This window comes from Streptacidiphilus pinicola (assembly GCF_003258295.1).
In the GTDB taxonomy this organism is placed as follows: Bacteria; Actinomycetota; Actinomycetes; order Streptomycetales; family Streptomycetaceae; genus Streptacidiphilus; species Streptacidiphilus pinicola.
Map to the genome: position 1 here is coordinate 59046 of NZ_QKYN01000067.1, position 14710 is coordinate 73755.

Annotated in this window: 14 protein-coding genes; 7 read left to right on the forward strand and 7 right to left on the reverse strand. The window is 69.2% G+C overall.

Annotated features, from left to right (window positions below; genetic code table 11):
* Position 1: 1 nt before the first annotated feature.
* The 3 genes from DN069_RS17685 to DN069_RS17695 form a co-directional block, all read right to left on the reverse strand.
* Entirely contained in the window at positions 2–154 is a 153-nt protein-coding gene (locus DN069_RS17685) for a hypothetical protein (protein WP_243639375.1), read from the reverse strand.
* Positions 155–908: 754 nt separating this feature from the next.
* A complete protein-coding gene (locus DN069_RS17690; protein WP_111501983.1) occupies positions 909–1592 on the reverse strand; it encodes a response regulator in 684 nt (227 codons plus the stop codon).
* Positions 1589–2803, reverse strand: a complete 1215-nt coding sequence (locus DN069_RS17695; RefSeq protein ID WP_207892180.1) for a sensor histidine kinase — start codon at positions 2801–2803, stop codon at positions 1589–1591. Before DN069_RS17695 ends, DN069_RS17690 begins: the two co-directional genes overlap by 4 nt.
* Positions 2804–2947: 144 nt before the next feature.
* Here DN069_RS17695 and DN069_RS17700 point away from each other — a divergent pair, with 144 nt between their 5' ends.
* The 5 genes from DN069_RS17700 (at position 2948) to DN069_RS17720 (ending at position 8191) form a co-directional block, all read left to right on the forward strand.
* Positions 2948–3715, forward strand: coding sequence for an ABC transporter ATP-binding protein (locus tag DN069_RS17700; RefSeq protein WP_111501985.1), 768 nt, complete (start codon positions 2948–2950; stop codon positions 3713–3715).
* Complete coding sequence (locus DN069_RS17705; protein ID WP_111501986.1) at positions 3712–4446, forward strand: hypothetical protein; 735 nt, start codon at positions 3712–3714, stop codon at positions 4444–4446. The genes DN069_RS17700 and DN069_RS17705 overlap by 4 nt, the downstream gene beginning before the upstream one ends.
* The gene (locus DN069_RS17710; protein ID WP_111501987.1) at positions 4443–5285 is read left to right on the forward strand and encodes an ABC transporter permease; all 843 of its coding nucleotides are present in this window, start codon (positions 4443–4445) and stop codon (positions 5283–5285) included. Before DN069_RS17705 ends, DN069_RS17710 begins: the two co-directional genes overlap by 4 nt.
* A gap of 671 nt (positions 5286–5956) precedes the next feature.
* The gene (locus tag DN069_RS17715) at positions 5957–7033 is read left to right on the forward strand and encodes a polyprenyl synthetase family protein (protein ID WP_243639378.1); all 1077 of its coding nucleotides are present in this window, start codon (positions 5957–5959) and stop codon (positions 7031–7033) included.
* Positions 7034–7120: 87 nt separating this feature from the next.
* On the forward strand, positions 7121–8191 hold the full coding sequence (locus DN069_RS17720) for a polyprenyl synthetase family protein (RefSeq protein WP_111501989.1): 1071 nt from the start codon (positions 7121–7123) through the stop codon (positions 8189–8191).
* Here DN069_RS17720 and DN069_RS17725 read toward each other — a convergent pair.
* From DN069_RS17725 to DN069_RS17740, 4 genes are all read right to left on the reverse strand, one after another.
* Positions 8142–9527: a wax ester/triacylglycerol synthase domain-containing protein gene (locus DN069_RS17725; protein WP_111501990.1), complete on the reverse strand. Its 1386-nt coding sequence runs from the start codon at positions 9525–9527 to the stop codon at positions 8142–8144. The two genes, DN069_RS17720 and DN069_RS17725, sit on opposite strands and share 50 nt — an antisense overlap.
* Entirely contained in the window at positions 9524–10117 is a 594-nt protein-coding gene (locus DN069_RS17730; protein WP_111501991.1) for a hypothetical protein, read from the reverse strand. Before DN069_RS17730 ends, DN069_RS17725 begins: the two co-directional genes overlap by 4 nt.
* A 167-nt stretch (positions 10118–10284) precedes the next feature.
* Positions 10285–11067, reverse strand: a complete 783-nt coding sequence (locus DN069_RS17735; RefSeq protein ID WP_111501992.1) for an ABC transporter permease — start codon at positions 11065–11067, stop codon at positions 10285–10287.
* Between the two features lie 29 nt (positions 11068–11096).
* Positions 11097–11753, reverse strand: a complete 657-nt coding sequence (locus DN069_RS17740) for an ABC transporter ATP-binding protein (RefSeq protein ID WP_424556293.1) — start codon at positions 11751–11753, stop codon at positions 11097–11099.
* Positions 11754–12696: 943 nt separating this feature from the next.
* Here DN069_RS17740 and adh point away from each other — a divergent pair.
* Complete coding sequence (gene adh, locus DN069_RS17750) at positions 12697–14214, forward strand: aldehyde dehydrogenase (protein WP_111501994.1); 1518 nt, start codon at positions 12697–12699, stop codon at positions 14212–14214.
* Entirely contained in the window at positions 14214–14624 is a 411-nt protein-coding gene (locus tag DN069_RS17755; RefSeq protein ID WP_111501995.1) for a DUF779 domain-containing protein, read from the forward strand. The genes adh and DN069_RS17755 overlap by 1 nt, the downstream gene beginning before the upstream one ends.
* Positions 14625–14710 lie beyond the last annotated feature (86 nt).

Here is a 14710-nt window from a genome sequence, read left to right on the forward strand (position 1 = left end):
GTCACTCGCTCCCTTGGTACGCGCAGGAGTCGGGCCCCGCGGGGCGGCCGAAGAGCAGCCCGGCCAGAACCGCCCGGTCGACGTCGGTGAACACGGCCCTGCCGACCTGACGCTGAAGCACCAGCAACTGATGACGCAGCACCAGTCTCTCCACATCCTTCTCCCGCCCACTCGCCGCCAGCCGTCGCAGCAGAGCAAGCACATGGGTGGCAACAAGGCAGACCAGATGCAGGAGTACAAGAGATCATCTTGCCGCCCTCCCCCGCGGCCGAACAGCCAACTGGGGATCCCGCCATCACGGCCTTGAACTGGCCGGATGATTTATCGACACCCGCAATGTCCCACTGGTACTCACCAGCTGGCCCTTGCAGCGGGCTGACCTGCGAACTAACCCGAGGCCAGCCCCCGGTGGTTCTCGCCCAACTGTGCACTGGATGTGCACTGAAACGGGCCCCGCGAGGGGACACTCAAGGGACGCGAAGACGGCGGAATACTCGCACCCCAGCGCCAGGCCGTCGGAGCCGTAGGCAAGGATCTGCGGCATGACGGACGGAAGTGCCATCAGCTCCTGCAGGGTCCGCGATTCGGTGTCAGATGCCGACTCTGTGAGCTGCAGGCCCCGGCGAGTCCGCGTTCCATGTCATCTTGATCAGTCCGTGTCTCGTGTCAGTTCCCAGAAGCAGAAGGTCTCATGCGAAGCCTTCTGCTTCCCGCATGAACACCCTCCCAACCAACCGCCGGAAGGGGCAGTCCGCCGTCGGCGGACCGCCCCGCAGCGCTTCACCGACCCCCGCAAGGTCCGTGACTTCCTGAACAACCTTGACTCGAACCCGCTGCGGCCAGGTGGGTGAGCTGGCGCATCTGGAACGCGGCGAACTCCTGGTCCCGATCGTTCTTCTCGTCCTGCCCTACCGTCTACGCGGCACGAGTCCGGTCTCGAAGGCGATGATCGCCAGGTGGACGCGGTCCCGGGCCTCGAGCTTGGCGAACAGGCGCGCGACGTGCGTCTTCGCGGTCGCCGCGCTGATCACCAACTGCTCGGCTATCTCAGCGTTCGACAGTCCCTGTCCGACCAGTGCCAGCACCTCGCGCTCCCGGTCGGTGATCCCCGCGAGGAGACTCAAGTCCGCCTCGGTCTCGGCGTCCGGTTCGGGGGCCGCGGGGCCAGACCTTCCGGCGAAGTCCGCGATCAGCCGTCGGGTCACGCTCGGCGCGATCAACGCGTCGCCGGCCGCCACCACGCGGATCGCGTCCAGGATCGCGTTCAAGGCCATGCTCTTGAGCAGGAATCCGCTGGCCCCGGCGCGCAGTGCGCCATAGACGTACTCGTCGTCGTCGAAAGTCGTCAGCACCAACACCTTGGGCGGGTCAGGCTCTGCGCTCGCCTGCCGGGTCGCCTCGATCCCGTCCATGCCGGGCATCCGGATGTCCATCACCACGACGTCCGGCCGCAGTTCGCGCACCAGGCGCACCGCCTCGCGGCCGTCGCCGGCCTCGCCGACCACCTCCAGGTCGTCGGTGTCGCCGATCAGGATCCCGAGCCCGACCAGCATCAGCGGCTGGTCATCGACCAGCAGCACCCGCACGCTCATGCCGGGAGCCTCGCGGCCACCCGGAATCCGCCCTCCGGACGCCGGCCCGCGCTGAACTGGCCGGACAGCAACGTCACTCGCTCGCGCATGCCGAGTAGGCCGTAGCCACTTCCGCCGGCCGCCGCCGCGTGCCTCGGACGGCCCGGCCCGCCGAGACCGTCGTCCCCGTCGTCCACCACCTCGATCGTCACTCCTGTCGGCTCGTAACCGACCGCGACCCGGCAGGTCCGGGCACCGGAATGCCGCACCACGTTCGTCACCGACTCCTGGATGATCCGGAACGCCGACAGTTCGATCTCCGGCGGCAGTGGACGCTGCTCGCCCCACCAGGTCACCTGGACCCGCACCCCGGCGTCGGCCGTGCGTTCGGTGAGCTGCGGGACGTCCGCCAGGCTGGCGCCCGGCGCCAGCGGGGCGGCCTGCGGCATGGCGTCGTCGGGCTCGGCGCGGCGTAGCGCACCGAGCATGCGCTGCAACCCGAGCAGCGTCTCCCGGCTGGTGGTCTCGATGCCGGTCAGCGCCTGCCGCGTCTGCTCGGGCCTGGTCTCCACGACCCGCGCCGCCGCTCCCGAGAGCACCGTGATGATCCCCATGCTGTGCGCCACGCTGTCGTGCAGTTCGCGGGCGATCCGCAGCCGCTCGGCCATGACGATGCGGGCCTCGGTCTGCTCGTGCAGGGCTTCGAGGTATTCACCGCGTTTGCGGTACACCCCGCCGAAGACCCACGCGACCGCGAACAGGAACGCGAGTTGCCCGGCCTGCTGGGCCGCGTAGCCAACGGAGATCTTGGGGGAGACGAGGGTGCGCCCGGCGAACGCGGCCGCGACGGCCGCGACGGAGCCGACAGCGGCAGCCTTCGGCCGCCGGACGGCGAGGTGCCCGGCCAGGGCCGGGAGCAGGAGGAACACGATCCAGGGCCGCGCGCCGAAGAACTCGCCGAGAACCGATTCGCCCAGGATCGCCGCGAAGATCGCCGCGGGCAGGCGGCGCACCAGCAGGATCGGGAGGGCGAGTACGACGCAGAGACCCATCATCTGGAAGGGCCCGAGGCCGGGAAACCGGAACGGGCCGCCGTAGTACCGGACCTGACCGGCCGGCATCGTCCAGAAGAGCATCAGCGCGTAGAAGCAGGCGGTCGCCAGCACCACGGCCCGCGACGTCAGCCAGGCCACGGGTGGCGATGTCGAGAAACGCTGGAGCAGCTCTTCCATACGGAGATCGTATGGATCGGGGTCGGCTCCGCGCGTCACCCCGGGGATGTACGCGGAGTACGCCCCCAGGCCGATGGCCTGGGGGGATGAGTGACATCCGCCGGCCGACGCGGCGAGCCGGCCGATGCCGCGAGCCTTCTCCCCGTGATCGAAACCCACGAGCTCACCAAGCGATTCAAGAACGTGACCGCTGTCGACGGCCTCACGTTCACCGTCCAGCCGGGGCGCGTGACCGGCTTCCTCGGGCCGAACGGTTCCGGCAAGTCCACGACGCTGCGGATGATCCTGGGACTCAACGAGCCGACCCACGGCAGCGCGTTGATCGACGGTCGCCGGTTCCGTGACGCCGGGACCGGGCTGCGCCGCGTCGGCGTGCTGCTGGACGCCGGCGACGTGCACAAGGGACGCAGCGCGCGCACACATCTGATGGCGCTGGCGCGCAGCAACGGGATCGGCAAGCGGCGGGTCGCGCGGGTCCTGGAGGAGGTCGGCCTGTCGGCGGTCGCGCGGCGTCGCGTCGGCGGCTACTCCCTGGGCATGCGGCAGCGGCTCGGCATCGCGGCGGCGCTGCTCGGCGACCCGCCGGTGCTGATCTTCGACGAGCCGATCAACGGCCTGGACCCCGAAGGCATCCGATGGGCGCGCGAGCTGTTCCGGCAGCTGGCCGCCGAGGGCCGGACGGTGTTCGTCTCAAGCCACCTCATGAGCGAGATGGAGCACACCGCCGACCACCTGATCGTGATCGGCGGCGGGAAGCTGCTCGCCGACGAGAGCCTGGCGACGTTCGCCGGCCGGGCTCCAGCACCGGCCACGGTTCCGGCGGTTCCGGCCGTCGCTCCGGGAGCGCTGGAGGCCGCATTCATGACCGTGACCGCCGACAGCGCCGAGTTCCGCGCCGGGGATCGGCCGTGAGCGCGGAGACCGCGGTCCTGCCGGCCCGCCCCGCGTTCGCACGACGGGCTCGCGTCACGGACCTGGTGGCCGCTGAGTGGCTCAAGCTCTGGTCGCCCTGGTACACCGCTGCGGCGAGTGCCGCTGTGGTGGTCTTGTCGGTCGTCATCGCCCAGCACGATCCGAAACCTGTTGTCTTCGACGCGCCGGCGTGGCTGCTGATGATGCTCGCCGCGGGTCTGCTCGGCGCCCAGACGGTCGTCACAGAGCACGCGACCGGGTTGGTGCGCAGCACCCTGACCGCCGTCCCCGACCGGCGGCGGCTGGTGGCGGCGAAGGCGGCCGTGGTCGTCGGGGTGACCGCTGCGCTGGCGCTGGTGCTGGCCTCCGCCGACATCGTCAACTCGCGTCCCACCACAGCTGGCTCGGCCACGCCAGGGCAGATCGCCGCGTGCGGCGCCCTCGGGCCGGTCTGCGGGCTGGCGGGGATGGCCGTGGCGACCCTCGCCCGCCATCTCGCGACGACGGCGGCCGGAGTCTGCGTGGTCCTCGGCGCGCTGCCGCTGTTCCTCCAACCGAAGCAGAACCGCTGGGAGCACGACGTCTCCAACGCCCTGCCCTATTACTCCTGGAGCCGTCTGGCTTCCGGCAGCGGAACGATGACCGTCCCGGTCGCCTGGGGCACGCTCGCCGCCTGGGCCGTCGCCTCCTTCCTGATCACCGTCATCATCCTGGACCGGAGAGACGTATGAACACCTCTGCCGTCACCTCAATCACCGCGACCGCCGCCGCGAACAACGGCATCACCGACCCGGCCCGGTTCCGGGACCTGGTGGCTGCCGAATGGATCAAGATCCGCGGTCAGCGCTCGTCCTGGTTCCTGGTCGCCTTCTGCGTGCTGTGGGACTCATTGGCCGCGTGGTACTCGGGAGGACACGTCACCGGTGTCACACCCGCCAACGCGGGCTCCATCAATCCCCTGATCTATCCGTTCAACAACACCGCGTGGAGCCTGTTGGCCGTCCTGGCCGCGAGCTTCGGCGCGCTGTCGGTCGCCGGGGAGTACTCCAGCGGGCTGATCCGCTCCACCATCGTCGCAGTGCCGACCCGGGGCCGGATCATGGCGGCCAAGGCCGCGGTCGTCGCCGTCTGCGCGGCGTGCGTCGGACTGGCCTGCTCGGCGGCGGCGCTGCCGATCGCCGGATCCCAGCTCGCCGGAAAGCTGACGGGTCTGGGCCCGACCGGCCCGGGCGTCCCAAAGGCGGTCGTCGCCTCGGCGCTGCTGCTAGCGATCTCCTCGCTGATCGGCATGGCGATCGGCGCGCTGATCCGCCACCCGGCCGGCGCGGTCACCGCCACCTGGAGCGCGCTGCTCTTCGTGCCCGCGCTACTGGGCAGCGGGTCGATCAACCTGTCCGCCGCGGCCGAACGCATGCCGGTGCAGCTGTGGACGGCGATCTCGCACACGCAACCTCCGTCCCCGCAGCCGGCCCCGTTGGCGCCGACCCCCATGGCGTGGCTGCTGTACGCGGCTTGGCCGACGATCAGCGTGGCCGTCGCGGTCTGGGTCGTGCGCCGGCGGGATGTGTGAGGCCCGATCGAGTGAGGCCGCTGACCAGCCAGTCCGCAGCGACTGTCAGAACTGCCAGTCAGCTGACACGGATGCGCCGACTCTGACACCGAAACCCGGACCCTGCAACCGAGGACACCGAACGCTGGGGCCTCCCGCCGCTTCACTTGCCTCATTCGCCGCAGGCCCGCTGTCTCGCGCACTCAAGATCACGCTCCGAAGCAGCTGATCGGTCACCCGCTGGCAGCGCCACGGGCGTCTGGTACGCGGGCCAGGTCGGTCTGGACAGGCCAGGAGTGGCGGGCTGCGGGGGTGCCGTTCGCGCCAGTGGGCGCATAGCGCGGCGGCTCAACGTGGCAACTGCAGATGGAGAAGATCCACGCCCAGATTCACATCACCGGCGCCGGCGTCCACCGTGCGTGGCCGCACTGGTCGCGGCCGACACCCGAGTGCCATCGTCCCTCCGATTCCCGGGGAACCGGGACACGGGTGCGCTGAACCATCGGGAGGTGGCCATATCGCGCGTGCTCTTCAGCGGCCTGGGTCGTTGGATGGATCATGCAGACCAAATGGGTGACGCGGCCGTTCGGCGGCCTCGGTTGTCGTCAGCGCCCTGGCACGGGGTGCAGCCATCGGGTGCCCTCGTACGTCGTCAAGGGGCCAACGCTCTGCCCGGTTGAGAATGGTGCATCGTGACGCCGAGTGTGGTCGACGGGCGAGCGATCGATCTGCGCGCGGTGCAGCGCCAGGTCGATGCGGTGCTTGAGGAATTCCTTGCTGGCAAGGCTCGTGATGCGGCAGGGCATGGTCATCCGCCGGAGGTGGTGCAGACTGTGCGGGACTTCTTGGCAGCGGGCGGGAAGCGGATCCGGGCTCTGCTGTGTGTGGTGGGCTGGCATGCCGCCGGCGGGCACGGGGATGCGACGTCGGCGGTGCGGGTGGCGGCGTCGTTGGAGCTGTTCGTGGCTTTCGCGCTCATCCACGACGACATCATGGATGACTCAGCCAGCCGCCGGGGCCGTCCCGCAGTCCACCGAGTGATGCGCGCCCGGCTGGGAGGGGATGAGCGGGCTGAGCGGTTGGGCGCGGGCGGCGCGCTGCTGGTGGGGAACCTCGCGTTGATGTGGGCGCACGAGTTGCTGCACACAGCCCAGTTGGAAACCGAGCGGCAGCGGCTGGTGCACCGACTGAATGACGCGATGCTGGAAGAGGTGATGTACGGCCAGTACCTGGACGTGATGGGTACCGGCCGGGGTGCCGACGACGTCGAGGCGGCCTTGCGGATCGTCCGCTACAAGACCGCCACTGCGACCGTCGAGCGGCCTTTGCAGCTGGGCGCGGCCGTTGCCGGGGCGGATGAGGCGGTGATGGATGCCTTCACCCGGCTGGGCCTGCCGCTGGGGGAGGCGTTCCAGCTGCGGGATGACCTTCTGGATGTCTTTGGCAGCCCGGACAGTTCATCTGCACCGGGCCTGAGCGACTTGCGGGAGGGCAAGCGGACCGTTCTGCTGGCCCTGGGGCTGCAGAACGCCGACCCATTGCGGCGGGGACGGCTTGGCCACCTGGTGGGCCGGGCGGACCTGGAAGAGCGTGAAGCGGCAGAGGTCCGGGACATTTTGCAGAGGAGTGGGGCGCGGCAGCAGACTGAGCGGATGATCACGTCCCGCTACGAACACGTGCTGCGGGTCCTGGACGCGGCAGGCTTTCCCCCGGCCGCGGATCGTGCCCTGCGTGGTCTGGCGGTCAAGGCGACCCAGTACACCTCCTGACCCCACGACCGCGGACCGTGGACACCGACCTGTGCCGTCGCGTGTCGACAGCGGTGTCACCTGATCCCCGAGTAGGAAGAACGCGTCATGGTCCAGCAGATTCTCGAGCGGGTCGTCGGGTACGAGCGCCGGTTCAGCACGCTCTTCGAGGAGTACTTCGACACGTTGAGCGCCGGGCTCGATGTGCCGTCCTTCAGCCGTTTCACTCCGGACTGCCTACGGCTGCTTCGGGAGTTGTCGTTGCGGGGCGGGAAGCGGATGCGGGTCGTGCTGCTGCATGAGGCGGCGCGTCTGGCGACCGACGAGCCGGTCGAAGGACTGGACGCCGCCGCGCTGAGCATCGAGCTGCTGCAGACCCACGGCCTGGTCCATGACGATCTCATCGACGACAGCCCCACCCGCCGCGGCGGCCCGTCCACCTACTACGCCTACCGTGAGCGGTTCCGCGACCACCCGCAGACGGCCATGGGCCTGACCGTACTCGCGGGTGACCTCGCGCTGGCCCTGTCCCTGCAGGTCCTCCTGGACGCGAAGGTACCCGTAGCGGTGCGGCAGGCCATGGTCGAGGTGCAGACGCGGGCGGCGACCGACACCTTCACTGGTCAGATCATCGACCTGGAACGCGACTTCACCGCCGGACCGGACGAAGACGTCCTGCACTGCGTGGCCGACTACAAGTCAGCGCGCTACTCGATCCTCGCGCCGCTGCAGCTCGGACTCCTGGCCGCAGGCGAACAGCCAGCGCTCTTCGCGAAGGAACTGCGCGACTACGCGCGGCTGGTGGGGATCTGCGGGCAGATGCGCGACGACTACCTGGACCTGTTCGGGGACGCCGCCGCCATGGGCAAACCCACCGGCACCGACCTGCGCGACGGCAAGCACAGCTACACCGTCCGCGCCCTGCTGGCGGCCGTCGACGACACTGAGCGTCTCATGGTGCAAGCCGCGCTCGGCGACCGGTCCTGTACGCCGCAGAGCATCGCCGCCATCCGGGAGATCGGCGAACGCCGCGGTGTGCCCGACAGGATGCAGGCGGACATGCGCCGCTACGCGCAGCAGGCGTCCGCGGTGGCCGCCGGCTGGCGGTCACGATGGCGGGAGGAGGCAGTCACCTTCTTCGAGCACGTACCGCAGTGGAGTGTTGAGCGAGCCACATGACCAGCGCACGCCCCGCCTGAGTGACAGGCGCGGCCCGTGCGCACCCGGCAGGTGCGGGACCGTTGCCCGAGGCCGTCGGGGCTGCGGCCGCCAGCTCCGCCAGGGCCTGGCGGAAGTGTTCGGGAAGACTGTCGGCGTCGGGCAGGGCGGTGTCGATGCGGAAGCACACGCTGGTCGTCTCGCCGTACGCCGTTGCCGCGACCGCGAGGGGCACGCCAGGCGGGCAGCAGATGATGCCGTCAATGCGGTGCACTGCCGCCTGGCCGTAGTGCAGCCGCTGACGCATCACCACATAGGAGGCGCACACGGTGAGCCGGCCCGGGACCGTGCTCGCATCCACAAGACGCCGAAATAGCCACCAGGGAAGGCGGGTGAGCGCGGCTCGCAGCACCCTCTTGTGCCCGGCTGACTTCAGCACAGGCAAGGTGAGATCTCGCGTACGTGCCAGCCGTCGGCTCACCGGCATGGAGCCGCCGGGCAGGTCGATCCGTGCCAGGAACAGCCGGTTGCCAGGCGCTGCCACCTCGTCGGGCGTACGCAGGTTGACGGGCACCACCACAGGCAGGGTCGCGCCTGCGGCACGGGGCCAGGCATCCCTGGCCCACTGGGTGATCGCGTGGGCCACGGCGGTGAGGTAGACGTCGTTGGTGCTGGCTGCACCGGCGCGAGCCGCCGTGCGTAGAGCGGCAGAGGGCACGTGAGCCCACAACAGGTGGCGGCGACTGGACAGCGGATGCGAGGCGGACTGCCACAGGCGGTGCTGGCGTGCGTTCCGAAGCAGGATCCCGGTGCTGGTCGCGGCCTGGCGCGGGCTGGGCCGCGCAGTCGAGAAATCCTCCCGGGTGAGCCCGGAAGGCTCTCCTGGCGGCACCCGTGGCCCGAACATCGCTTCCAGGACCGCGACGATGCTGGCACCGTCCTGGACAGCGTGGTGGGTGAGATACAGCAGCGCGAACCCGTCAGTCACATGACCGTGCAGCAGGACCATCCGCCAGGCTGGGGCGCCCTGTGGCCACCCTTCTCGCAGCAGCAGGGCCACCGCCGCCTGAAGAGCCGCCGAACCTTCGGCGACATGCCGGGCGCGAACGTGCAAGGCCAGGTCCGGGACGGCAGGCGTCCACCGTGCGGCCGGCCCCTCGCCGGTCAGGACGTGCGTCAAACAGGACAGGCCGCTCAGACGAGCGGTGACGCGCTCGCGCAGGCCGGCGAGATCGGGGACAGCGCCGCTCAGATGCAGCACCGCCCCGATCGTCGCGTTGGCGTCCGGGTGCTCCGCCAGCCGGTCAGCCTTGATCATGACAAGATCGGCGGGGCTGGGATCCAGGAACCGGCTCACCTTCCTCCGCCCAGGAGCGTGTAAACGGGTACGCCGACGGCGACGCCGACCAGCATCCCGACAGCCACCTGGCCAACGGTGTGGCAGCACAGCCGCACGCGGGACCAGCCGATCAAGGCGACCAGGGGCGACAGCATGAGCATCCAGGGCCCGAAGACCGTCATGAGGACGCCCAGGGAACCGCCTGCGACGGCGCCGTGCACCGACACCTTCCAGAAGAAGGTGATCACCATCAGGGCGAGCAGGACTGCGACCATCGCCGTCACCAGAGCAGTCACCTCGACGGGAGCATCGAACCCGTACAGCAGTGCGGTGCCGGTGAGGACCGACGCCATCACCCCCGGGGCGGCCGCGATGCGGTCCTGCCTGCGCCGTACATGCCGGTCGCCCCAGTACCGGCGGCGCGCACCGAACCGAAGAATCAGGGTAGGCAGCACGCCCGTGAACACCGCCGCCACCACGCCCCAGCCGATGCCGACCCACCCGTCCGCGCGCCAGCCGAGCAGCGGCGCCAGGAGCAGCATCCAGTTCCGCGGCTCGCCGCCGTCACTGAGCAGCCAGGCCCAACGCGCCTCACCACGGGGCACCACCTCATCTGCGGACGACTCACAAGGGCCGAGGGGAGGCAGGGCTGATACGCCCGGGGAAGTCGTCGAAGCCCGGTTGTGTTGCGACACCTCGTTAAGTCCCGCCCCTCCGCATAGTGGTGCCGCCGTACGCGGCGGTCATCAGCCGAACGATGCGCACAGCAGGCCGGTCACGGCACCGGCGCCGTCTGCTCGACGTCTGTCGCTGCTGTGTTGGTCGCCACGGGAGGGTGGTGGCTCCGGGTACGGGCGGTGAAGGCGGCCATGCCCAGGGCCGCCACGCCAACCGCCCAGCCACTGCCCAGCAGCAGGCAGCTCACCGGCACCACTTGCAGACCGGCTGCGGCCACCGAGGTCTGCACTGCTGCGTAGGCAGGCAGGAAGCGCACCACGGGACTATCAGCGGCTGGGTTGATCAGAGGGTTCTGCAGCACCAGATCGATGGAGCTGATCATGATGGCCAGGAACATGCCGGCGAGCTCGCTGCGCACCACGGCAGCCAGCACGATCCCGACACCGCCGTAGACCAGGGCGCCGCTGAACATACCCGCGGCCAGCACCAGGGACTGCTCGGGCCGCCAGAACAGACGCATCCATCCGGTGGTGTAGGCGGCGACCACGGCCGTAATCATCAGGAGCGCGGTGCACTTGGCGAGCGCCAGACACGAGCGGGGATAGCCGGCGCGCACCAGGCGCTGGTCGAAGAGTGCGGAGCGGGCTGTGCCGACGAACATCATGAACGCGATGACCAGCGACAGGGCCTGCAGTGCACCGTTGATCTGGAGCAGGATGTTGCCGTCCATGACCACCGTGCGGCCGACCGGCCGGATCCGGAACCGCAAGGGAGTGGAAGGCACCACGGTGTAGGCCAGTGTGGTCCACAGCGGCACGAACAGGACCACGATGAGCAGCGCCAGCCGGTTGCAGGCCTGTTCGATCAGCGCGAACCGCAAAGCCGTACGGAAACAGGACCACCATCGCGTCATACCGCCACCACCCCGGGCTCGGGCTGCTCCGGCTGCCGCAGTACACCTGCCTGCAGGCGGTACAGGATGTCCAGGCGCGAGGCGTCGTAGGCGAGATGGGAGACCACCAGCACTGCGCAGCCACGGTCCCGCAAGGCCCCTGCCAGGTCCCAGAACCGCAGATAGGTCTCCCAGTCGAAACCCTGGTAAGGCTCGTCCAAAAGGAGCACTTGGGGGTCGTGTATCAAGGCCAGGACCAGGTTGAGTTTCTGGCGTGTGCCGCCGCTGAGGGCGGCCACCCGCTCGTGCCGGTAGTCGCTGAGGTTCAGCTGCTCCAACAGCTCGAAGGCTCGGGTCAGATGGCTGAGGCCATAGGCGGCCTGGAAGAACCGCAGGTGCTGCGCGACGGTGAACGCCTGGTGGAGCACGGTCTCCTGCGGGCAGCAGCCCAGCAGGCCCGCCCGCTCCACGGTGCCGCTGTCCGCAGCGAGATCCCCGGCCAGGATGCGCAGCAGGGTGCTCTTGCCGCTACCGTTCTCACCGACGATGCCCGCCAGCTGACCGGGATACAGATCCAGCGACACCCCACGCAGGACGGGACGCTGCCGGTAGTCCTTGCGTAAGTCCCGTACGCCCAGTACCGGACCAACTGCGCTCAACACTTCACCCTCCACGCCCACCACTCCTTCAGGCCCGTCTGTCGCGGAGGCGCGTCTGGACGAATGCAGTCGGATCTCCTCTTCACCGACCCGGCAGCGCAGACAGGTATCAGCAGCGAGGGGAACCGGTGAGGCCCCGAAGGACGGCGGCCCAGTCACTGCAACGACGAAGGCAGTCCACAGGTCACGAACCGATGCGGGGCGCCTCTTCGCCGCATTCGTCGGCTGGCCAGTCCGCGACCTGACACACCGCCTGCACTGGTCGGACTGGCGCCGTCGTCGCAAGGCCACGCCCGCGCAGCCATTACCAGCGACAAGCCGTTCAACAGCCGCGATCAAGATCTACAGCTGGAGCATTGGGCCATGTCTGACAAAGATCACGTCACGGCGCCATGATGGTGCGGAGTCCGTTGCGATGGCGGCGACCATGTCCCGTGGGCTCGCGGGTCGGCGCGCTTGAGGTAACTGCAGGGGAACGGCGATCCGTCGGGCTACCTCGGCGTCTGCACGGTCGAGCAGTTCAGCGAGTTGATCAACGGTGATGCCCAGAGCCCCAGCAAGCTTGGGTCGCATCCATGGCTGGGGCACGGCGTGGCCGCTCTCCCACCGTCCCACAGTAGTTCGGTCGACCTCCATCGCCTCGGCCAGCGGGCTCAACTGTCCTGTCGCTCGGGATCGAACCGGTCAAGTACACGACGAAACTCGGCCGGGACGTCAGCTTCCCGAGGGTACGTCTGCGTGAGGCGGAGTCATCCAAGCCTTGATCCAGCGCTTCGCAATGGCTCTACCGGTCGACCGTCAGCCCCGGATCGGCCACCGTCGCGCTCCCCCTGCGCTCCGGCCACCACGGGAGCCGACAGGCGGGGCCGCGCCGCCCGCGCCAACCTTCCGCCAACCTTGGGCGACAAGAGTGAGCGACGACCCGCCAGGACCCACCACACTGGATGAGGAGCGCGCCATGGTCTACGCCCAGCCCGGGACCGAGGGCAGCATCGTCACCTTCAAGCCCCGCTACGACAACTTCATCGGCGGCGACTTCGTCGCCCCCACCGAAGGCCGCTACTTCGACAACCCCACCCCCATCACCGGCGAGACCTTCACCCAGGTCGCCCGCTCCACCGCCCCCGACATCGAACGCGCCCTCGACGCCGCCCACGCCGCCGCCGACGCATGGGGACGCACCTCCCCCACCGAACGCGCCACCGTGCTCAACCGCATCGCCGACCGGATCGAGCAGCACCTCGAACGCCTCGCCGTCGTCGAGACCTGGGAGAACGGCAAGCCCGTCCGCGAGACCCTCGCCGCCGACATCCCCCTCACCATCGACCACTTCCGCTACTTCGCCGGCATGATCCGCGCCCAGGAAGGCAGCATCTCCCAGATCGACGAGGACACCGTCGCCTACCACTTCCACGAACCCCTCGGCGTCGTCGGCCAGATCATCCCCTGGAACTTCCCCATCCTCATGGCCGCCTGGAAGCTCGCCCCCGCACTCGCCGCCGGGAACTGCGTCGTCATCAAGCCCGCCGAGCAGACCCCCGTCAGCCTCCTGGTCGTCATGGAACTCATCGCCGACCTGCTCCCGCCCGGCGTCGTCAACATCGTCAACGGCTTCGGCATCGAGGCCGGCAAACCCCTCGCCTCCAGCCCGCGCGTCGCCAAGATCGCCTTCACCGGCGAAACCACCACCGGACGCCTGATCATGCAGTACGCGTCCGAGAACATCATCCCCGTCACCCTCGAGCTCGGCGGCAAGAGCCCCAACATCTTCCTGCCCGACGTCACCGCCCACGACGACGACTACCTCGACAAGGCCGTCGAAGGCTTCGTGATGTTCGCCCTCAACCAGGGCGAGGTCTGCACCTGCCCCTCCCGCGCCCTGATCCACTCCTCCATCTACGAGGAGTTCATGGCCCGCTGCATCGAACGCACCGAAGCCATCACCGGCGGCAACCCCCTCGACCCGGCCACCATGATCGGCGCCCAGGCCAGCAACGACCAGTACGAGAAAATCCTCTCCTACCTCGACATCGGCATCAAGGAAGGCGCCCAGGTCCTCACCGGCGGCGGCCCCCGCAAGGTCACCGGCCTCGAGAACGGCTACTACATCGAACCGACCATCTTCCACGGCCGCAACGACATGCGGATCTTCCAGGAAGAAATCTTCGGCCCCGTCGTCTCCGTCACCACCTTCGACACCGAGGACGAGGCCCTCCGCATCGCCAACGACACCCTCTACGGCCTCGGCGCCGGCGTCTGGACCCGCGACGGCAACACCGCCTACCGCCTCGGCCGCGCCATCAAAGCCGGCCGCGTCTGGACCAACTCGTATCACTTGTACCCTGCCCACGCCGCGTTCGGCGGGTACAAGAAGTCCGGGATCGGGCGCGAGACCCACAAGATGATGCTGGACCACTACCAGCAGACCAAGAACCTGCTGGTCAGCTACTCCGACAAGAAGCTCGGCTTCTTCTGATGCCCGGCGCTGACCGGGTTCAGCGCGTGGAGCTCACCGAGCCGGCCGCCGCGCTCCTGCGGCGGCTGGCCGCGCTCCACGGGCCGCTGATGTTCCATCAATCTGGCGGCTGCTGCGATGGCTCCGCCCCGATGTGCTACCCGCGCGGCGAGTTCCGCGTCGGCGGACAGGACGTGCTGCTCGGCGTCGTCGACCTGGACACGCCGTTCTGGATGAGCGCCGACCAGTACGCCTACTGGCAGCACACCCACCTCACCGTCGACGTCGTCCCCGGCCGCGGCAGCGGCTTCTCCGTCGAGGCACCGGAAGGCGTCCGCTTCCTGATCCGCTCGCGCCTCCTGACCGAGGCGGAACTCGCCCGCCTCGAAGACAACCCGCCCCTGACAACCGGAGCGGACCTGGAACTTTGAGGGCACGGCGAACGGACCCGTCTTCACCGCTGGTCGCAGTGGAGGCGGGTCCGCGGGCTTTGCCCGACTCGACCCAGTGGATCTCG

Excerpts from the sequence above, each read along its gene's own strand:
- DN069_RS17690 (WP_111501983.1), bottom strand. The coding sequence starts at position 1,592 with ATGAGCGTGCGGGTGCTGCTGGTCGATGACCAGCCGCTGATGCTGGTC.
- DN069_RS17695 (WP_207892180.1), bottom strand. The coding sequence starts at position 2,803 with ATGGAAGAGCTGCTCCAGCGTTTCTCGACATCGCCACCCGTGGCCTGG.
- DN069_RS17710 (WP_111501987.1), top strand. The coding sequence starts at position 4,443 with ATGAACACCTCTGCCGTCACCTCAATCACCGCGACCGCCGCCGCGAAC.
- DN069_RS17720 (WP_111501989.1), top strand. The coding sequence starts at position 7,121 with ATGGTCCAGCAGATTCTCGAGCGGGTCGTCGGGTACGAGCGCCGGTTC.
- adh (WP_111501994.1), top strand. The coding sequence starts at position 12,697 with ATGGTCTACGCCCAGCCCGGGACCGAGGGCAGCATCGTCACCTTCAAG.
- DN069_RS17755 (WP_111501995.1), top strand. The coding sequence starts at position 14,214 with ATGCCCGGCGCTGACCGGGTTCAGCGCGTGGAGCTCACCGAGCCGGCC.